Raw genomic sequence first — 18,493 nt, 5'->3', positions numbered from 1 at the left:
CAAGGTCGCACATGGGCAACGGAGGGAGCGGCGCGGTGAACGACACCGGCGAGGACGGCACGGGGCGCGCGCCCCAGTCCAAACGGAAGGACGCCCGGCGCAACAAGGAGACGCTGCTCGACGCGGCCGCCACGGTCTTCGTCAGATCAGGCGTGGAGGCGCCCGTACGCGACATCGCGGCCGAGGCGGGCGTCGGCATGGGCACGATCTACCGCCACTTCCCCACCCGGGCGGACCTCATCATCGCCGTATACCGCCACCAGGTCGAAGCCTGCGCCGAGGCCGGTCCGGCCCTGCTGGCCTCCAGCGCCACCCCGCACGCCGCGCTGGGGGCGTGGATCAACCGCTTCGTCGACTTCCTCGTCACCAAGCACGGCCTCGCCGCCGTCCTGCAGTCCGACAGCTCCGGCTTCGACACGCTGCACGCCTACTTCCTCGACCGCCTCGTGCCCGTGTGCACCCAACTCCTCGACGCCGCGGCCGAATCCGGCGAGATCCGCTCCGACGTGGAGGCCTACGAGCTCATGCGCGGCGTGGGAAACCTCTGCATCGGCGCGAACGGCGACCCCCGCTACGACCCCCGCCGGCTGGCCGCCCTGCTGATCGCGGGACTACGCCGACCGACCGGGCCGAGCGACAGCGACGAGTGACAGCGCCGGCAAAAACCCTCCGCTTCCCCGGCACGGCCGAAGCGCCTGCCATGATCGGCGTCATGGGGATACACATCGCACCGGCCGAAGTGGCGGACTTCCACCAGGTCCTGACTGATCACCCCCGTTACTGGGGCGACCGCGACCTTCGGTCGCTGCACCTTCTGGCACTGGTCCAGGAGTTCGGTCCCACCTGCCTGGTCGCCCGGGCGGAGGACGGAATCCGTGGGTACGTCTTCGGGTTCGTCACCCAGGACCGCACCGGCTATGTGCATCTGATCGCCACACGGGACGACACCCGTGGCACGGGGCTCGGGCGTCGCCTGTATACGGCGTTCGCCGAAGCCGCGGAACGTCACGGCGCACGGCGGTTGAAGGCGATCACGTCGGTCGAGAACACCGGCTCGATCGCCTTCCACCGCAGCCTCGGCTTCGACGCGAAGGTCGTCGACGACTACAACGGCCCGGGCCAACCCATGGCCGTCTTCCACCGAGATCTACCGTTCAACGCCCCGCACTCACAGCCCCGTTAGCCGGTCGTTAGCCGAGCGGCAGGCTTGCGATAGGGGCCCCGAGCAGAGTGGGTGACGTACCGAGGAGACAACGACACCGACCACCCCGGGGGGACCCGAAATGAACGCCAACACCACTGCCCGCACCGCTCGTCGCCGCACCCTGCGCCTTGCCGCCGCGGCCCTGGTCGCCGCCGCCGGCCTGACTCTGACCGCCTGCTCCGGCTCGGGCGGCACCGACCCGAAGCCCGCGGCCGCCGCGCAGGGCTCCGACGTCAAGGTCGAAGCCGCCAAGGCGGGCACGACGAACAAGGCGGGGTCCCTGGTCCGCACCCAGACCCTCGCGGACGGCATCAGCAAGGCCAAGATCTACAAGGTGGCCGACCAGCACTACCGCGCCGAGATCGTGGCCCGCGGTGAGGTCCTGGCCACGCTGGAGGCGAAGGACACCGAGGCCGGGCTCGACGCCAACGACATGTTCGTCGTGCTCTCGTCGGACGGCCAGATCCACTCCTGGATGGGCGGCGGACACCAGGGACCGGGCACGTTCAAGATCGCGGGTGGTTGGACGGTCAAGGTGAAGAAGGTCGGCGAGCTTCGTTACCGCGCGCAGTTCCTCAACGACGAGGGCGAGGATTACGGCACGCTGGAGGCGAACCAGCGCGACGCCGGGCTCAACGCCAACGGCGTGTACGTCGTGCTCAGCGCCGGCGGTGTGATCAGCGCCCACGAATAAGCCCCGCGACGGGAATCGGTGGAACTCAGGGGTTGACGCATACCCGCCCGGGAGATTGAGTGATCGCGACCACCTTTTGATCACTCGCGACAAGTACGTCACCTTCGAGGGAATGACCAAGGGCACGTACAAGTTCGCGCACATCAACGAGATCATGGACGTCAACAAGGACACCAAGAAGTGTAAGAAGAACTAGACGTCCACGAAGCTCCTGGGTTTGGCTCCTCCGCACAAGCGGTGGAGCCAGGCCCTTTTTGCCGTGGTGGGACATCCCCTCAGCTCAAGCCCGTCTCGTGGCTCACGGCTTGGGAGCCGCCGTCCGCGGCCCGCGCGGGCTGCGGAAACGCCGGGCGCGGGAGCGTCCCCGCCTTCGCGTCCCCCGGGACAGCGGACCCCACCCGCACCACTCCGATAGCATGGCCAACTCACGACGAGCGCCCCGATCACCCGCCCTGCCCCGAAAAACCCTGCTATCCGGCGCGAAGAGTGACCTATTTGACTTACACCTAACAAAGCGGCTGACCAATTGATACCTATAGCATCGCGGGTGTTTTCGCGAATACGCAGTCAACCACGGACAATATTGTGGGCCGTGGCAGGGGTGGCGACCCTCGGATTCCTCGTCGCGCTGGAGGTCGCCGCGCGCCGCTACGGCCTGCCGGGGCCGATCACCACCCAGATGCAAGAGGTGGTCATCGCCCCCAAGTCGGGGTTCCTGTTGTACGCCGGCATGGCGTTGATGATGGTGGTGCTCACCTGGCGGGAACGGTTCATCGCGCTTGGTGTCGCGATCGGCATCGACGTCGTCTTCTTTCTGGTGCGGTGGGCGGCCGACATCAAGGTGACCGACGGGCACCCCTTCGGCAACGGCGCTCTGTGGGTGATTCTGGGATATGCGGTCATCGCTGTCACGCGCCGCACCGGCCGGGAACGCGCCCTGCTGCTGAAGGGCGTGGGGCTGGGCCTGCTGCTGGTGGCCGGGCGTAAGACCGGTGATACGTGGCTGCTCATCACGGCGAAGACCCGCCCGGCGGTGCTCGACACGTATCTGGCGACCGCCGATCACGCGCTGGGCAATCCGTCGTGGGTGGCAGGCCGGATTCTCGCGGCCGCCGGCCCGATCGGTTCCCATGTGCTCGACTACGTCTACATTCAGCTCCCCGTGGCCGCGGTCGTCATCTCGCTGTACCAAATGCGCAGAGTGGCGGCCGAGCGCGGCTTCCCGGCCCACCATCTGGTGCGGACCTTTCTGGTCATCGGCCTCCTGGGTCCCGCCATTTACATGATTTTCCCGGTGGTCGGGCCGGTCTTCGCCTATGGCGGCGGCGCCTTCGGCACCGGCGGTGAGCATTGGGCGATAGCCAGCCTGTGGCCGCATACGCCACCGCCGATCGCCCCTCCGCACCCGGTGTCATTCGACACGCTCACCCCCCGCAACTGCATGCCCAGCCTGCACACGGCGTGGGCCACCGCCATCTTCATCCACTCGCGCAAGGGCCCGCGCGTTCTGCGATTCGCGGGCACGTTCTGGCTGGTCGCCACGCTCAGCGCGACGCTGGGATTCGGCTACCACTACGGCGTGGACCTCATCGCCGGTGTGGTGTTCGCGCTCACGATCGAGGCAGCGCTGCGTTCACTCGCACGCGGCTGGGACCGTTCAGGAACACAGCTGGTCGCCCACGGCACGGCGGTTTTCGCCGCGCTCTTGGTGGCCTATCGCTATCTGCCGCTGGAAATGGCCAAACACCCGTGGCTGTTCGGCCCCCTTCTCCTTCTGGCGATGGGCTCGGTGATCCACGGCTACATACGGACCACCAAATCATGGGAGCCGATAGCCACGCCCGCGCTGCAACCGGAACCACAGCCCCGGGTCGCCTGACCGCCTCACGCTGCCGCCGCCTGGCGGCAGTCGCGGCACAGCCCGGGCGCGGGGGCCCGGAAGGCGCGGTCGCAGCCGTCGCACTCCTGCAGCGGCACCACCACCGGCCGGGGGTCGGGCGCCGTACCCGCCGCCGGGCCCGCCGGGAGGGGCGGCGGCAGGAGCGTGCTGAGGCGGTGGGCCAGCAAGGCGGTGGGATATCGCAGATCGGGCGGCAGGTTCGCGGTCAGGGTGCGGCGTACGGCGTCGGGGGCCGCGCCGCGCTCCAGCCAGACGGCCACGGCCGGGGCGAGGCGGCGTACGTCGCGCTCGGGGAGGAGTAAGCGGTCGTCGTCGCGACGGAGGGTGGCGAGGAGGGCCGTCGCGGCGGGGTGAGGCGCGGGGGTGTCGGGCTGAGGGAGGGGCGGCGGTGGCGGTGCGGGGCGCTCCGGTGCGCCGCTGGTCGGCGGGGCCGGGCGCGCGGATTGCGGCTCCCGTACAGGCCGTACGGGCCGTACGGGGCACGGCTCGCGCGTACGGCCCGTACGGCGGGCGCGCGTGGCCTCGGGATGGTTGTACGACACGGTACGGGTGACCATGCGGCCGCTCGGGGTGCGTTCCCGTACGCGCTCGATGTACCCGTACGCCTCCAACTCCCGCAGCGCGGCGGCGATCCGGTCCCGGCCCTCCGGGAACCTCTCGGCCAGCGTGCGGATGTCCACCGGCGAACCCTCGGGGAGCGACTGGATGTGCGCGCCGAGTCCGATCGCGGTGAGGGAGAGTTCGCGGTGCTGGGTGAGGTGATTGCCGACCATCGTGTAGCGGTTCGGGTGGCGCTCCCTCACATGAGTGATGCCGCCGGGGGATCGGCGAACCAGGGGAAGTACGCGCGCGGGCGCGCTAGGGTGCTGCTCAGCCATCGGGAAGCCTGTTTCTTCCTCGTTGGTCAGGCCCTCGACGCGGGATGCCAGTCCCGGCCGGGGGCCGTCGCATGTCTGGGGTTGTTGTGGCCGAGCCTGCCGCGCCAAACCATCCTCGCGCCAGCCGAGTTGGGCGGAATCACCCGTCCGGGTGACTGGTGCGAGGTTTGGATGGGTTGGGTGGGTTCTTTCCCGCAGTTCTTGGTCTTTGATGGCCCGCCGCACCGATGCGCGCCCCACCGGGTCCAGGGTTCCCGGCCTCCGGTGGACGGGCTCAGGGACGGAGATCGAGCTCGGCCCAGATGGTTTTGCCAATCAGCTCGACCTGGACGCCCCAGCGATCCGCCAACTCCTCGACGAGGACTAACCCGTGCCCCGATTCGCGCGGCTGCTCACCGGTCTCGGTTTTCGGCCGGACAGCGGGCAGGCGTTCCGCCTTCGAGTCCCGTACCTCGATGCGGAGCGTGGTGGTGGTCGCGCTGAGCGCCAGCCGGAAGTTCCGCCCCTGCACGCGGCCGTGCAGCGCGGCGTTCGCGGCCAGCTCGGCGACGATCAGCGCCGCCTTCTCGTGCGGCAGCCCCCAGGAGCGGACACGCTCGGTCGCGAGCAACCGGGCGAGGCGGGCGCCCTTGCGGGTGGCGGAGAGCAGCACGGTGTAGTGCGAAGCGGAAGTGCTGGTTCGGGTGATTTGTTGGCTCACGTCACTCAGAGTGGCTGCCCCCGCCTAGGCTGAAAAGTAGCGACGTCAATACGTACGGTGACTGTCCGGCATTGGCCGGGTCCTGTCCGGCCAGTACGCCGTGACGGCGCGAACGGACTCCGGAGGTGGACCCGCATGAGTGAGGACCTGGGCCTGGACGAAGACGACAGTGGTGCCGTGCTGCGAACGGTGGGCCGTCAGATCAAGCTGTGGCGGGAAGCGGCCGGATTGACGCAGGCGGAGCTGGGGGCGTTGATCGGGTACGGGGAGGAACAGGTCTCGGCCGTCGAGCGGGCGAGGCGCATCCCCAAGCCGGAGTTCCTGGACAAGGCGGATGAGGTCCTGGGGGCAGGCGGCAAGATCGCCGAGATGAAGAAGGACGTCGCCGAGGCCAGGTACCCGAAGAAGGTACGGAACCTGAAGAAGCTGGAGGCCGAGGCGACCGAGCTGTGTGCGTACAACAACTCGATCATCCATGGGCTGCTGCAGACCGAAGAGTACGCGCTGGCGTCGTTCGCCACCCGACGCCCGACGTTCACCGAGGAAGAGGTGGATCGGCGGATGGCGGCTCGCATGGCGCGTCAGGAGATCTTTGACCCCACGAAGGCACGGCCAGTCTTCAACTTTGTGCAGTGCGAGGCGACTCTGCGCCGCCCCATCGGGGGCAAGATGGTGATGCGGAGGCAGCTCGAACACCTATTGGAACTGGGCAACTTGCGAAACGTAGACCTCCAGGTCCTCCCTCTGAGCTGCCAGGAGAACCCCGGCCTCGACGGTTCGTTCCGGCTGCTGAAGCTCAAGGACGGCACCACGCTCGGATACGTCGAAGTTCAGCTGTTCAGCCGCGTGATCACCAACCCCCAAGAGGCCCAAATCCTTGACACCCGCTATGGGATCATCCGGGCGCAGGCTCTCACGCCGCGGGAGTCACTTGCCTTTATCGAGAAAGTGCTGGGAGAGACATGACCCTCAAGCCTTCCGAGTGGATAAAAAGCAGCTACAGCACGCCCGACGGACCCGACTGCGTCGAGGTCGCATGGATGAAGAGCAGCCACAGCACCGACGACGGCCCCGCCTGTGTCGAGGTCGCCGCCACTCCCACCGGCACCATCCACATCCGTGACTCCAAGAACCCCGACGGCCCCCAGCTCACGGCCACGCCCGCCGCCTGGACCGCCTTCGTCGGCTACGCCTCCCGCGCCTGAGACGGCCATCACCGTGGGCCGTTCCCCAGGGACGGCCCACTCCGGTGGCCCCGCAGATGTTCTCGGGCCCATGCCTCAAAGGTGGTCAGGGGCAGGCCGAGGTCCCGCGCGTATGCCGGGTGGGCGGGCTGGGGGGACTCGTTGATGCGTGCCTGCCCGAAGCCCATGGCGGGCATCCCGGCGGCGGTCGCCTCCTCCGCCGTCATGTCGGGCGCGGTCAGGTCCGTACCCAGGTTGCGGGAGAGGATCTCGGCGATGTCCGTCATCGTCAGGTAGTCGCTCGCCAGTTCCAGTTCGACGCGGTCGAACCGCTCGGGTGCGGCGATGGCAGCGGCGGCCGCCTTGCCGATGTCCTCGACCGCGACGAGGGACAGCACGGTCGCGGGCTTCAGGAGGGTCACCAGGCCGCCTTCGACCCCGCGGGGGAACATGATTTTCGCGGAGGGGCGGAAGTTCTCCATGAAGAAGCCCGGTTTGATGAGCGTCCATCGGGTGAAGCCCGCCTCGCGCACGCGGTCCTGGATCCCGGCCTTCGCGGTGTAGTACGGCTCCATCCACGCCCAGGAGTCCTTGACCCAGCTGGTGTGCTGCCCGGCTCCGGAAACGGAGGTGTGCACGAACTGCGGTACCCCGGCGGCCCGCGCGCCCTCGATCAGATGGACGGCCTGGGCGACTTCGCCTTCGAAGCCGCGTCCGTTCATGTCGGGCATCTGGACGGAGAAGACGGCACGGGTTCCTTCGGCGGCCCTGCTCACGGAGTCGCGGTCGTACAGGTCGCCGGTGACCAGTTCGGCACCGAGTGCTTCGACCGCCGCCGCCCGGTCGGTGGCGGGGTCGCGTACCAGCGCGCGGACGCGAACGCCCGTCGCGAGGAGGGCGCGGGCGGTGGCACCGCCCTGCTGACCGGTGGCTCCGATGACCAGCACGGGCGCGGATTCTGTCGTCATGGCGTTCCTCAGGGGGCGACATACAACTAAGTGGCGGGGCCCGCCACTTACGTTCCCGGTACGATACGGAGGGCCCCGCCACTTAGCAAGACCGGTAAGCCCGGCAGACCGGCAGGCCCGGAGGTGACACCATGACCGCCCAACGCGCGGACGCCCGGCGCAACTACGCGCGGATCCTCGCCGTGGCCGAGGAAGAGGTCGCCGCACACGGCGCCGACGCCTCCCTGGAGCAGATCGCCCGCACCGCGGGCGTCGGATCGGCCACCGTGCGTCGGCACTTCCCCAGCAGGCGCGCGCTGCTGGAGGCGGTGTTCGGCGAACGGATCGAGAAACTGTGCGCATACGCCGAGGAGTTGGCCGGGACGCCCGACGCGCGGGCCGCACTGCTGGACTGGCTGCGCGCCCTCACCACGTACGCCGCCTCCGCGCGGGGCATGGCCGACGCGCTGCTCCCGGACGGGGTGGCCGACCCCGACCATGTGAACGCCTGCTCGGCGAAGCTCACCGAGTCGGCCGACCCGCTGCTGCGGAACGCCGCGCGGGCCGGCGCGGTGGCGCCGGGCGTGACCGTCGCCGACCTGGTCACCCTGGTCACGGGCATCGTCCTGGCCACGGAACACCACCCGGACCCCGCCGCCGAGGCGCACCGACTGCTCGACGTGACCGTGGCAGGAGTCAGCCCGCGCTTCACGCGGTAGCCCGCACGCGTCGGCGGCCGGAAGCGTGTGAGCCCGCCCATGAGTGAGGAGGGCTCCATGGAGTGGCGGCGGAGTGAGCGCCGAGCCCCGAGCGGCAGCCCTCGGCCTCGATCAGCGGCGCAGGGCCAGCACCGTGCTTCTCGTGACGGCCTCCTTGAAGCGGGCCGAGGCGCGGCCGGTGAGGACGGCGGCGACCGGGCTGTCGTCGGCACGGGTGAACTGGGTGAGGCCGTCGCGGCGGCCGAGGCTGATGTTCTGCCAGACGTAGTGCAGGCGCAACGGCTTGGGGACGCGGCCGGTGAGGGAGGCGGCGACGCTGCCCGCGACGCACGCGTCGACGTCGAAGTGCCGTCGCGGGTGGCCGAGTCGTTCGCGGGCCCGGCGGTGCAACTGCCGCGAGTGTGCCTCTTCGACACCGACGGCTTCGGCGATTTCCCGGTGGCTGTGCCCGAACGCTTCCCGGAGGACGAACACGGCGCGCTCCGCCGGAGTGAGCCGTTCCAACAAGGTGAGCAGGGCGAGCGACACGGACTCGCGCTGCTCGGCGCTCTCCAGCGGGCCGAGCCGGTCGGGCTGCCCGGCGACGGCGTGCGTGAAGACCGGCTCGGGGAGCCGGGGCCCGACGTACAGCTCCCGCTGAGCACGGGCGGAGGTGAGCTGGTTGATGCAGAGGTTCGTCATGACCTTGGTCAGCCAGGCGGCCGGTACGCGGACGGCGGAGGGCTCCGCCGCACTCCAGCGCAGATACGTCTCCTGCACGACATCCTCGGCCTCACTCGCCGAACCGAGCATCCGGTACGCGAGCGAGAAGAGCCGAGAGCGTTGCGATTCGAACTCTGCGGCAGCCTCGGCGGTCACGCCCCCAGCATGCCCGAAGGCTCAGCCATCGCCGTTCCCGCCGCTACGTCCGCGCTTCGGCCTCCGCCGCGCGTTCCGCCTTGTTGGCCCGCCACATGGCGAACGTGAGCGCCATGGAGAGGAGAACGACCGGGAATACGGCGGAACCGATGCTCTCCGGGCTGATCCATACCATGCCCGCGCTGAGGAGCATGGCGTGTCCGCTGGTCTTGAGCGCGGACAGCAGCCGGAGCGGCCAGGGGGCGACGAGGAACGCGACGCCCGCCAGCGGGAAGGCCGCGAGCCCGACCACGGGCACCAGCGACCAGGGCGAGCCGGTCGGAGTCGTCCGGGTGGCCACCGCCAGAGCCGTGATCACCAGGACCGCGATCATCAGCAGCCATACGGCTGCACCGCGCACCCGTATCGACAGATCCGATTCCATACCCGCCTCGCCCCCGTTCGTTCACACACCACGGTTCGTACCCGGTCGCCGATCATCCGAGTCCCCCACTATCTGAACGAGCGTTCTGAACGGACGTTCAGAAGTGAGGTACGCTACCCCGCATGCGACACCGCGAACAGCTGATGGCCGGGGCGAAGCAGTGCCTGGAGGAGCGGGGTTACGCCCGTACGACCTCGCGTGACATCGCCGCCGCCGCCAACGCACCGCTCGGCACGATCAACTACCACTACGGCTCGAAGGAAGGGCTGCTCAACGCGGCGCTGCTGGAGACGCTGCACGAGTGGGGCGAGAAGGTCCTCACGCGGTCGGCGGGGACCGCCCGGGATGCCGGGACGGGGCGGCGGCTGGACGCCATGTGGGCGGGGGTCGTCGCGTCCGGGACCACGGACCGGCCGCTGCTGGTGGCCAGCGCCGAGGCGCTGGCCCAGGCCGAGCGGTTCCCGGAGATCCGGCAGCAGATCGCGGACGCCTTCGAGCGGTCCCGTACGGAAATGGCGGCGGATCTGCACGGTATCGACGCCACCGACAGCGCGGAGGACGGCGAACTGGCCCGCGCGGTCGGCTCGGTGCACATGGCCCTGATCGCGGGCCTGACCCAGCAGTGGCTGATCGACCCCGAACATGCCCCGTCTGCGCGGGAGGTGGCCGCGGGGCTGCGGAGGATTGCCCAGGACCTTGATGAGTGCGAAGCCTGAGGCGGGAGTGTCACGGCCGGCCACGCGCCGCTTCGCGCACCTCCACGTCCACACCCAGTACTCGCTGCTGGACGGCGCGGCGCGGCTCAAGGACATGTTCGCGGCCTGCCAGGAGATGGGCATGTCGCACATCGCCATGACGGACCACGGCAATCTGCACGGCGCGTACGACTTCTTCCAGCAGGCCACGGGCGCGGGCGTGACGCCCGTCATCGGCATCGAGGCCTACGTGGCGCCCGAATCGCGGCGCAGCAAGCGCAAGGTCCGGTGGGGACAACCGCACCAGAAGCGGGACGATGTGTCCGGTTCCGGCGGCTATACGCACAAGACGATCTGGGCGGCGAACAAAACTGGGCTGCACAACCTGTTCCGGCTGTCGTCGGACGCGTACGCGGAGGGCTGGCTGCAGAAGTGGCCACGGATGGACAAGGAGGTCATCGCCGAGCATGCGGCGGGGCTGATCGCGTCGACCGGGTGTCCATCGGGTGAGGTGCAGACCCGGCTGCGGCTCGGCCAGTTCGACGAGGCGCTGAAGGCCGCCTCGGAGTACCAGGACATCTTCGGCAAGGACCGCTATTTCCTGGAGCTGATGGACCACGGCATCGAGATCGAGCGCCGGGTCCGGGACGGGCTGCTGGAGATCGGCAAGAAGCTGGGCATCCCGCCGCTGGTGACGAACGACTCGCACTACACGTACGCGCACGAGTCACAGGCCCACGACGCGCTGCTGTGCATCCAGACGGGGAAGAGCCTCGCCGTCGCGGACCGCTTCCGCTTCGACGGCACGGGCTACTACCTGAAGTCGGCGGAGGAGATGTACGCCATCGACTCCTCGGAGGCCTGGCAGAAGGGCTGCCGCAACACCCTCTTGGTGGCCGAACAGGTCGATGTCACCGGCTGGTTCGAGAAGCGCGACCTGATGCCGCGCTTCGATGTGCCCGAGAGGTACACCGAGGTGACGTGGTTCCGTGAGGAGGTCCGGAAGGGGATGGCCCGGCGCTTCCCCGGCGGCGTCCCCGAAGACCGGGACAAGCTCGCCGAGTACGAGATGGACGTCATCATCCAGATGGGGTTCCCGGGCTACTTCCTCGTGGTCGCCGACTTCATCATGTGGGCGAAGAACAACGGCATCGCGGTCGGCCCGGGACGCGGTTCCGCGGCGGGCTCGATCGTCTCGTACGCGCTGGGGATCACCGACCTCGACCCGGTCGAGCACGGGCTGATCTTCGAGCGGTTCCTCAACCCCGAGCGCGTCTCCATGCCCGATGTCGACATCGACTTCGACGAGCGCAGGCGCGGTGAGGTCATCCGGTACGTGACCGAGAAGTACGGCGCCGACAAGGTCGCCATGATCGGTACGTACGGCACCATCAAGGCCAAGAACGCGATCAAGGACTCCGCCCGGGTGCTGGGTTACCCGTACGCGATGGGCGATCGGATCACCAAGGCCATGCCCGCCGACGTCTTCGGCAAGGGCATCCCGCTGTCCGGGATCACCGACCCAGAGCACCCGCGCTACGGCGAGGCGGGTGAGGTCCGGTCGATGTACGAGGGCGACCCGGACGTGAAGAAGGTCATCGACACCGCGCGGGGCGTCGAGGGGCTGGTGCGGCAGATGGGCGTGCACGCGGCGGGCGTGATCATGTCCAGCGAGCCGGTCGTGGACCACGTCCCGGTGTGGGTGCGGCACACCGACGGGGTGACGATCACGCAGTGGGACTACCCGACGTGTGAGTCGCTGGGCCTGCTGAAGATGGACTTCCTGGGCCTGCGCAACCTCACCATCATGGACGACGCCGTGAAGATGGTGCGCGCCAACAAGGGCATCGACCTGACGCTGCTCGACCTGACGCTGGACGACCCCAAAACCTTCGAACTCCTCGGCCGCGGCGACACCCTCGGCGTCTTCCAGTTCGACGGCAGCGCGATGCGCTCGCTGCTGCGCCTGATGAAGCCCAGCCACTTCGAGGACATCACGGCCGTCACCGCCCTGTACCGGCCGGGCCCGATGGGCATGAACTCGCACATCAACTACGCGCTGCGCAAGAACGGCCAGCAGGAGATCGCCCCGATCCACCCGGCGCTGGAGGAACCGCTCCGGCAGGTCCTCGACATCACCTACGGCCTGGTCGTCTACCAGGAGCAGGTGCAGAAGGCCGCCCAGGTGCTCGCCGGGTACTCACTCGGACAGGCCGACCTGTTGCGCCGGGCGATGGGCAAGAAGAAGCAGGAGGTCCTCGACAAGGAGTTCATCCCGTTCCGGGACGGCTGCCGGGCGCGCGGCTATCCGGACGAGGCCATCCAGGCGGTATGGGACGTGCTGGTCCCTTTCGCGGGCTACGCCTACAACAAGGCGCACGCGGCCGCGTACGCGCTCGTCTCGTATTGGACCGCCTACCTCAAGGCCAACTATCCGGCCGAGTACATGGCGGCGCTGCTCACCTCGGTCCGTGACGACAAGGACAAGTCGGCGGTCTACCTCAACGAATGCCGCAAGATGGGCATCAAGGTGCTGCCCCCGGACGTCAACGAGTCCAAGGCCGACTTCACGCCGCGTGGGGACGACACGATCGTCTTCGGCCTGACCGCCGTCCGCAACGTCGGACGACACGTGGTCGACTCGATCGTCCGCCGCCGCACGGCCGTGGGGCGCTACGCCTCGTTCCCCGATTTCCTGGACAAGGCCGACGCGGTCGCGTGCAACAAGCGGACCGTCGAATCGCTGATCAAGGCGGGCGCGTTCGACGGGCTCGGGCATACGCGCAAGGGGCTCGCCGCGCGGTACGAGCCGATGGTGGACACCGTGGTGGCGGTGAAGCGGAAGGAGGCCGAGGGGCAGTTCGACCTCTTCGGAGGAGGGGGCGAGGGCGATACCCCCGGCTTCGGGCTCGACGTGGAGTTCCCGGACGACGAGTGGGACAAGCCCCATCTGCTCGCCCAGGAGCGGGACATGCTGGGGCTGTACGTCTCCGACCACCCGCTCTTCGGCGTCGAGCACCTGCTGAGCGACAAGACGGACGCCGCCATCGCCCAGCTCACCGGCGGCGAGCACGCCGACGGGGCGATCGTCACCATCGGCGGCATCATCTCCGGCCTCCAGCGCAAGATGACCAAGCAGGGCAACGCCTGGGCCATCGCGACCGTCGAGGACCTGGCCGGGTCGATCGACTGCATGTTCTTCCCCGCCACGTATCAGCTGGTGTCCACCCAGCTCGTCGAGGACACGATCGTCCTCGTCAAGGGACGGCTCGACAAGCGCGAGGACGTGCCCCGGCTGGTGGCGATGGAGCTGGCCGTGCCCGACCTGAGCTCCACCGACGCGCCGCTGTGCCTCGACATGCTCGAAGCGCGTGTCACACCGCGGTCCATCCAGCAGCTGAAGGAAATCCTCCAGGCTCACCCGGGCCCCACCGAAGTGCGGTTACGGGTCCGCGGCCCCGCCAGGACGACCGTCTACCGGCTGGGCCACCGCGTCAGCGCCCAGCCCGGGTTCTGGGCGGACCTCAAGGCGGCGGTGGCCGTGACCCGGGCGCCGTGAGCGGCTTACGGTTTGCGGCCCACGCCGCCGTACGCGTCCGGCGCGATCCGCCCTGCCCGTCTGATCATTGGCCGAAACTCTGGCGACGAAGGCGCGGGCGTCACGGGCGCGGGGCCGCGGACGGGCGCGGGTGCTAGCTTCCTTCCCCGTGATGGAGCACCAGGACGAGACCAGGGCGGCCTACGACGAGGTCGTCGAGCTGTACGCGTCGCTGTTCGCTGATCGGCTGGAGACGCATCCGTTCTCGCGGAACATGATCGGCACCTTCGCCGAGCTGGTGCGTGGCACCGGGAACCCGCGGGCAGCCGATGTCGGGTGCGGGCCTGGGCATCTGACGGCCATGCTGCACGAACTGGGGCTGGACGCCTTCGGGCTCGACCTCTCCCCGGCCATGATCGACCACGCCCGGCGGGCCCATCCGGCGCTGCGCTTCGACGAGGCGCGGATGGAGGCCCTGCCGGTCGAGGACGGCGTGCTCGGCGGAGTGCTGGCCCACTACTCGATGATCCATACCCCGCCCGGGGAATTGCCCGCGCTGCTCGCCGAGCAGGTACGTGTCCTGGCGCCGGGGGGCCTGCTCCTGGTCTCGTTCTTCGGGACCGACGGACCGGAGCCGGTCCGCTTCGACCACAAGGTGACGCCCGCCTATAGCTGGCCGGTGGACCGGTTCGCCGAGTCGCTGGCCGGGGCCGGGCTCGTCCCGTTCGCCCGGCTGCTCCACGATCCGGCCTCCGAGCGGGGCTTCCTCGACGCCCACGTGCTGGCCCGCCGCCCCTGAAGCGTGCGTCCCCTCAGGGACGTCGGGCGAGGAGCGCGCGGAGGGCCTTCGTGACGTCGGCGGGCGCCTCCTCGGCCATGAAGTGGCCGTACGAGACGGTCGCGTGGTGCAGATCCGGCGCCCAGGCGCGCCACAGCGCCTCGGCGTCGAACCCGAGGGCGGCGCCCCAGTCCTGCTGGAGGACGGTGACCGGCATCCGCAGCCGGTGGCCCGCGTCGCGGTCGGCCTGGTCGTGGGCGACGTCGATACCGGCGGAGGCCCGGTAGTCGGCGACGATCGAGGGGACGGCGGCGCGGCAGGCGTCCAGGTACGCGGTGCGGACGGCGGCGGGGATCGCGGCCGGGTCCGTGCCCCAGAGGTCGAGGAAGTGGCCGAAGAAGTCGTCCGGGGCTGCGGCGATCAACCGCTCGGGCAGGCCCGGGGGCTGCGCCATCAGATAGAGGTGGAAGCCGACGGCCGCGGTGGTGCCGTGCATCGCCTGCCACATGTCGAGCGTGGGCAGCACATCGAGGGCGGCGAGGTGGGTGACGGTGTCCGGGTGGTCGAGCCCGGCGCGGAAGGCGACCAGGGCGCCGCGGTCGTGCCCGGCCAGGGCGAACCGGTCGTGGCCGAGGGCGCGGGCCATGGCCACGATGTCGGCGGCCATGGTGCGCTTGGCGTACGTGGTGGGGCCGGCCTCGGCCGGCTTGTCGCTCGCGCCGTAGCCGCGCAGATCGGGGCAGATCACGGTGTGGTCGGCGGCCAGGTCGGCCGCGACGTGCCGCCACATCAGGTGCGTCTGCGGGAAGCCGTGCAGCAGGACGATCGGGCTGCCGGTGCCGCCGACGGCCACGTGGAGGGTGGTGCCGTCGTCGGCGACGGGGACGCGGTGGTGGGCGAAGCCGGGGATCTCTGGCATGGGGTGCCGCTCTCATTCGGTGATCCGTCCGCCGGGTCTTCCGGCGGGCAGGTCGAGGCTGCCGCGTCCCAATCAGCAGCCGGTCAGCAGCCGGTCGGCGCGGGCGCCCCACCGGGGCCCGGTTACGGTGACCTGGTGGCGTGGGAACGGGTCGCGTTCGGGGTGCTCGGGCCGGTGGTGGCCGAGGGCGACGGCGGCGCGCTCGCGTTGAAGGGGCCGCGGCACCGGGCGGTGCTGGCGCGGCTGATCGTGGCCCGCCGCCGGGTCGTACCGGTGGCGCGGCTCGTCGAGGACCTCTGGGACGAGCCCCCGGCGGGAGCCGTCGGCGCCGTACAGACTTTCGTCGGCGCCCTCCGCCGCGCCCTGGAACCGGATCGTCCGCCGCGCGCCCGGTCCCGGTTGCTGGTCACCGAGGGCCCCGGGTACGCGCTGCGGGCGGCGCCCGACGCCGTGGACGCGTGGCGCTTCGAGACGGCCGTCGGCGCGGCCGCGACCCTGCCGCCCGCGGCGGCGCTGCGACGGCTCGGGGACGCGCTGGAGCTGTGGCGCGGTCCGGCGTACGCCGAGTTCGAGGGGGAGGCGTGGACCCGTGGCGAACGCACCCGCCTGGCCGAGCTGCGGCTCCGGGCCGTCGAGCGCCGCGCCGAGGCCCTGCTAGCGCTGGGCCGCGCCGCCGAGGCGGTGCCCGACCTCGACGCCCATCTGACCGATCACCCCTGGCGCGAGGACGCCTGGCGTCTGCTGGCCCTCGCGCTGTACCGCTCGGGCCGCCAGGGGGACGCGCTGGCCGTCCTGCGCCGGGCCCGCACCACGCTGGTCGACCAGCTGGGCCTGGATCCCGGCCCCCGCCTCCGCCGCCTCCAGGCGGACATCCTCGCCCAGGACCCCGGGCTGGAGTCGGGACCCGGCCCGGTGGATGCGGGCCCCGGGCCGACGGAGGCGGCGGCCGTCGCCGCTCGCGTGTGGTCGGAGGCGGCCGCGGACTACGACCGTACGGTCGGCGGCGCGGCGCGGGCCCGGCTGGAGGCCACGGTGGGGCTGATCCGGAACCTCGCGGTGACCGGGGGCGGGGGCCTGGAGGCGGCCCGGCAGCACCGGCCGGCGGCCATCGCCGCCGCCGAGGAGTGCGGCGATCCGGAGCTGACGGCGCGGGTGATCGGCGCCTACGACGTCCCCGCGATCTGGCCCCGCGGCGACGATCCCGAACTGGCGGAGCGGATCGTCGGCGCGGCCGAACGCACCCTGGCCGCGCTGCCCCCGGAGCGCGGCGCGGCGCGCTGCCGGCTGCTGGCCACCATCGCGCTGGAGATGCGCGGCACCCGCTCCCCGCGCGGGCCCGAGGCCGCGCGCGAGGCCGAGGAGATCGCCCGGCGGCTGGACGATCCGGCACTGCTGGTCTTCGCCCTGAACGGCGCGTTCATGCAGTCCTGCACCCGGGCCGGGCTCGCGCCGCGGCGGGACGCGATCGGCGCGGAGCTGATCGCGGTGGCCGCCCGGCACGGGCTGGTGACGTACGAGGTGCTGGGCCATCTGGTCCGGCTCCAGGCGCGCGGCGCGCTCGGCGACTTCCCGGCCGCGGACGGGCACGCCGCCGCCGCGGACCGGCTGGCCGCGCGCCATGAGCTGCCGCTGGTGGGCGTCTTCACCGAGTGGTACGGGGCGCTGCGGCTCGCCGCCGCCGGGCGCGCGGCGCGGGCCGAGGCCGCGTACCGGGCGGCGGCCGGGCGGCTGGAGGGGGCCGGGATGCCGGGCGTGGAGCGGGGGCTGCTGCCGCTGGCGCTGCTGTGCCTGCGGCTGTCGCGCGGGGAGTCCGCGCGGGAGGCGGCCCGGGGCGTCGATCCGGGCGCGGAGTGGGGCCCGTACAGCCCCTGGGCCGAGCCGTTCGCGCTGCTCGGCGGGGGTGACGCCGCCGGGGCGCGGGCGGCGCTGCGCGCCCTGCCGGAGCCGCCGGCGGATCTGCTGTACGAGGCGCTGTGCTGCCTGGAGGCGGCGGTCGCCCGGGACCTCGGCGACCGGGATGTCCTGGAGCGGGCCCACGCCCGCCTGCTCCCGGCGGCGGGCCAGCTCGCGGGCGCGGGCAGCGGCCTGCTCACGGCCGGTCCGGTGGACGGCTGGCTGGCCGCGATCGCGGCGGCGTCGGGCGCGGCACGGCCGACGGGGTGAGGGCGCGGGCGGGCCGTCAGCCGCGTATGACGCAGCCGCCGCCCGGGAGCCATTCGGCGGAGCGGCGGGCGCGGGCGGCCAGGTGGCTGACGTAGGCCTCGCGGAGGTCGGCGGGGGACGGAAAGCCCGGCTCGGCGGTCAGCCAGGCGTCGGGGACCGTGGCCACGATCTCGCGGAGCAGCCGTGGCGTGACCCGGGGGGCGAGTTCGGCGTCGGCCTCCGGGAGGGCGGGGGCGCCGCGTACGAGGACGTGGCCGCGGAGGTCGTACGGCCTGGCCACCGCGTCCGCCGCGGTCTCCCAGCGGTGGTGGAAGACGAGCGAGGCGCCGTGGTCGATGAGCCACAGCCGGGGCGGCTGGTGGCCGGAGGTGGGCCAGGTCATGAGGTTGGTGCTGTGCGGTGTGCGGTCCACGTTGGCGGTGAGCGCGTCCAGCCAGAGGACGCGGGCGCACTCCAGCGGGTCGGGGTCGGGCGCGTCCGGGGCGTGCGGTGTGAAGTCGGCGGCGCCCGGCAGGTAGTCCATGCCGAGGTTGAGGCCCGCGCTGGCGCGCAGCAGATCCTGGATCTCCTGGTGCGGCTCCTCCGCCGCGACCGCGGGATCGAAGTGCACGAGGACCAGTTCCGGTACGCGCAAGCCCAGTCGCCGGGCCAGCTCGCCCACGATGACCTCGGCGACGAGCGCCTTGCGCCCCTGCGCCGAGCCGGTGAACTTGACGACGTACGTGCCCAGGTCGTCGGCCTCCACCACGCCGGGCACGGAGCCCCCGGTGCGCAGCGGGGTGACGTACCGGACGGCCGTCACCTCGCGCAGCGCGTGCGCTGCCCCAGCTTCCACCGTCCACGCCTCCCCAAATGAACTGTGTTGCAAATATACAGTGCGTTGCAGTTTTAT

Annotated in this window: 18 protein-coding genes; 11 read left to right on the top strand and 7 right to left on the bottom strand. The window is 70.9% G+C overall.

Annotation, left to right across the window (positions count from 1 at the left end; translation table 11 throughout):
* Positions 1–11: 11 nt before the first annotated feature.
* The 4 genes from ACFZCY_RS34925 (at position 12) to ACFZCY_RS34910 (ending at position 3,777) form a co-directional block, all read left to right on the top strand.
* The gene (locus ACFZCY_RS34925; protein WP_391182529.1) at positions 12–650 is read left to right on the top strand and encodes a TetR family transcriptional regulator; all 639 of its coding nucleotides are present in this window, start codon (positions 12–14) and stop codon (positions 648–650) included.
* Between the two features lie 50 nt (positions 651–700).
* Entirely contained in the window at positions 701–1,183 is a 483-nt protein-coding gene (locus tag ACFZCY_RS34920) for a GNAT family N-acetyltransferase (protein ID WP_391182526.1), read from the top strand.
* A 100-nt stretch (positions 1,184–1,283) separates the two neighbouring features.
* On the top strand, positions 1,284–1,898 hold the full coding sequence (locus ACFZCY_RS34915) for a hypothetical protein (protein WP_391182523.1): 615 nt from the start codon (positions 1,284–1,286) through the stop codon (positions 1,896–1,898).
* A gap of 592 nt (positions 1,899–2,490) precedes the next feature.
* Entirely contained in the window at positions 2,491–3,777 is a 1,287-nt protein-coding gene (locus ACFZCY_RS34910; protein WP_391182520.1) for a DUF5933 domain-containing protein, read from the top strand.
* Positions 3,778–3,782: 5 nt separating this feature from the next.
* Here ACFZCY_RS34910 and ACFZCY_RS34905 read toward each other — a convergent pair whose 3' ends face one another.
* Both ACFZCY_RS34905 and ACFZCY_RS34900 read right to left on the bottom strand, forming a co-directional pair.
* Positions 3,783–4,676: a helix-turn-helix domain-containing protein gene (locus ACFZCY_RS34905; protein WP_391182517.1), complete on the bottom strand. Its 894-nt coding sequence runs from the start codon at positions 4,674–4,676 to the stop codon at positions 3,783–3,785.
* Between the two features lie 274 nt (positions 4,677–4,950).
* Entirely contained in the window at positions 4,951–5,376 is a 426-nt protein-coding gene (locus ACFZCY_RS34900; protein ID WP_391182514.1) for an ATP-binding protein, read from the bottom strand.
* Between the two features lie 135 nt (positions 5,377–5,511).
* On the opposite strand from ACFZCY_RS34900, the gene ACFZCY_RS34895 reads away from it, so the two are divergent.
* Entirely contained in the window at positions 5,512–6,342 is an 831-nt protein-coding gene (locus ACFZCY_RS34895) for a Scr1 family TA system antitoxin-like transcriptional regulator (protein ID WP_391182511.1), read from the top strand.
* Positions 6,339–6,581, top strand: coding sequence for a DUF397 domain-containing protein (locus ACFZCY_RS34890; protein ID WP_391182508.1), 243 nt, complete (start codon positions 6,339–6,341; stop codon positions 6,579–6,581). The genes ACFZCY_RS34895 and ACFZCY_RS34890 overlap by 4 nt, the downstream gene beginning before the upstream one ends.
* Positions 6,582–6,589: 8 nt before the next feature.
* Here ACFZCY_RS34890 and ACFZCY_RS34885 read toward each other — a convergent pair whose 3' ends face one another.
* Entirely contained in the window at positions 6,590–7,528 is a 939-nt protein-coding gene (locus ACFZCY_RS34885; protein ID WP_391182504.1) for an NmrA family NAD(P)-binding protein, read from the bottom strand.
* A 131-nt stretch (positions 7,529–7,659) separates the two neighbouring features.
* Between ACFZCY_RS34885 and ACFZCY_RS34880 the strand changes: the two genes are divergently transcribed.
* Positions 7,660–8,226, top strand: a complete 567-nt coding sequence (locus ACFZCY_RS34880; RefSeq protein WP_391182501.1) for a TetR family transcriptional regulator — start codon at positions 7,660–7,662, stop codon at positions 8,224–8,226.
* A gap of 111 nt (positions 8,227–8,337) precedes the next feature.
* Here ACFZCY_RS34880 and ACFZCY_RS34875 read toward each other — a convergent pair whose 3' ends face one another.
* Complete coding sequence (locus tag ACFZCY_RS34875) at positions 8,338–9,084, bottom strand: sigma-70 family RNA polymerase sigma factor (RefSeq protein WP_391182498.1); 747 nt, start codon at positions 9,082–9,084, stop codon at positions 8,338–8,340.
* 43 nt (positions 9,085–9,127) lie between these two features.
* Positions 9,128–9,508, bottom strand: coding sequence for a hypothetical protein (locus ACFZCY_RS34870; RefSeq protein ID WP_391182496.1), 381 nt, complete (start codon positions 9,506–9,508; stop codon positions 9,128–9,130).
* A 122-nt stretch (positions 9,509–9,630) separates the two neighbouring features.
* Between ACFZCY_RS34870 and ACFZCY_RS34865 the strand changes: the two genes are divergently transcribed.
* From ACFZCY_RS34865 to ACFZCY_RS34855, 3 genes are all read left to right on the top strand, one after another.
* The gene (locus ACFZCY_RS34865; protein WP_391182493.1) at positions 9,631–10,224 is read left to right on the top strand and encodes a TetR family transcriptional regulator; all 594 of its coding nucleotides are present in this window, start codon (positions 9,631–9,633) and stop codon (positions 10,222–10,224) included.
* The gene (gene dnaE, locus ACFZCY_RS34860; protein WP_391182490.1) at positions 10,208–13,762 is read left to right on the top strand and encodes a DNA polymerase III subunit alpha; all 3,555 of its coding nucleotides are present in this window, start codon (positions 10,208–10,210) and stop codon (positions 13,760–13,762) included. The genes ACFZCY_RS34865 and dnaE overlap by 17 nt, the downstream gene beginning before the upstream one ends.
* A gap of 148 nt (positions 13,763–13,910) precedes the next feature.
* Complete coding sequence (locus tag ACFZCY_RS34855; protein ID WP_391182487.1) at positions 13,911–14,540, top strand: methyltransferase domain-containing protein; 630 nt, start codon at positions 13,911–13,913, stop codon at positions 14,538–14,540.
* A 13-nt stretch (positions 14,541–14,553) separates the two neighbouring features.
* Here ACFZCY_RS34855 and ACFZCY_RS34850 read toward each other — a convergent pair whose 3' ends face one another.
* Positions 14,554–15,438, bottom strand: coding sequence for an alpha/beta fold hydrolase (locus ACFZCY_RS34850; protein ID WP_391182484.1), 885 nt, complete (start codon positions 15,436–15,438; stop codon positions 14,554–14,556).
* Positions 15,439–15,573: 135 nt separating this feature from the next.
* Here ACFZCY_RS34850 and ACFZCY_RS34845 point away from each other — a divergent pair, with 135 nt between their 5' ends.
* Complete coding sequence (locus tag ACFZCY_RS34845) at positions 15,574–17,601, top strand: BTAD domain-containing putative transcriptional regulator (protein WP_391182481.1); 2,028 nt, start codon at positions 15,574–15,576, stop codon at positions 17,599–17,601.
* A 16-nt stretch (positions 17,602–17,617) separates the two neighbouring features.
* Here the strand turns inward: ACFZCY_RS34845 and ACFZCY_RS34840 are convergent, their stop codons facing one another.
* Positions 17,618–18,436 (bottom strand): HipA family kinase, encoded by an 819-nt coding sequence (locus tag ACFZCY_RS34840; protein ID WP_391182479.1) that lies wholly within the window; start codon positions 18,434–18,436, stop codon positions 17,618–17,620.
* Between the last annotated feature and the right edge of the window lie 57 nt (positions 18,437–18,493).

Source organism: Streptomyces sp. NPDC007983 (assembly GCF_042958345.1).
Taxonomy (GTDB): domain Bacteria; phylum Actinomycetota; class Actinomycetes; order Streptomycetales; family Streptomycetaceae; genus Streptomyces.
This window is presented reverse-complemented; position numbering and strand designations above follow the sequence as displayed.

What these genes read in the sequence shown, in the direction of transcription:
- ACFZCY_RS34925 (WP_391182529.1), top strand. Translation starts at nt 12, where the DNA reads ATGGGCAACGGAGGGAGCGGCGCGGTGAACGACACCGGCGAGGACGGC.
- ACFZCY_RS34920 (WP_391182526.1), top strand. Translation starts at nt 701, where the DNA reads ATGATCGGCGTCATGGGGATACACATCGCACCGGCCGAAGTGGCGGAC.
- ACFZCY_RS34915 (WP_391182523.1), top strand. Translation starts at nt 1,284, where the DNA reads ATGAACGCCAACACCACTGCCCGCACCGCTCGTCGCCGCACCCTGCGC.
- ACFZCY_RS34905 (WP_391182517.1), bottom strand. Translation starts at nt 4,676, where the DNA reads ATGGCTGAGCAGCACCCTAGCGCGCCCGCGCGCGTACTTCCCCTGGTT.
- ACFZCY_RS34895 (WP_391182511.1), top strand. Translation starts at nt 5,512, where the DNA reads ATGAGTGAGGACCTGGGCCTGGACGAAGACGACAGTGGTGCCGTGCTG.
- ACFZCY_RS34890 (WP_391182508.1), top strand. Translation starts at nt 6,339, where the DNA reads ATGACCCTCAAGCCTTCCGAGTGGATAAAAAGCAGCTACAGCACGCCC.
- ACFZCY_RS34885 (WP_391182504.1), bottom strand. Translation starts at nt 7,528, where the DNA reads ATGACGACAGAATCCGCGCCCGTGCTGGTCATCGGAGCCACCGGTCAG.
- ACFZCY_RS34880 (WP_391182501.1), top strand. Translation starts at nt 7,660, where the DNA reads ATGACCGCCCAACGCGCGGACGCCCGGCGCAACTACGCGCGGATCCTC.
- ACFZCY_RS34870 (WP_391182496.1), bottom strand. Translation starts at nt 9,508, where the DNA reads ATGGAATCGGATCTGTCGATACGGGTGCGCGGTGCAGCCGTATGGCTG.
- ACFZCY_RS34865 (WP_391182493.1), top strand. Translation starts at nt 9,631, where the DNA reads ATGCGACACCGCGAACAGCTGATGGCCGGGGCGAAGCAGTGCCTGGAG.
- dnaE (WP_391182490.1), top strand. Translation starts at nt 10,208, where the DNA reads ATGAGTGCGAAGCCTGAGGCGGGAGTGTCACGGCCGGCCACGCGCCGC.
- ACFZCY_RS34850 (WP_391182484.1), bottom strand. Translation starts at nt 15,438, where the DNA reads ATGCCAGAGATCCCCGGCTTCGCCCACCACCGCGTCCCCGTCGCCGAC.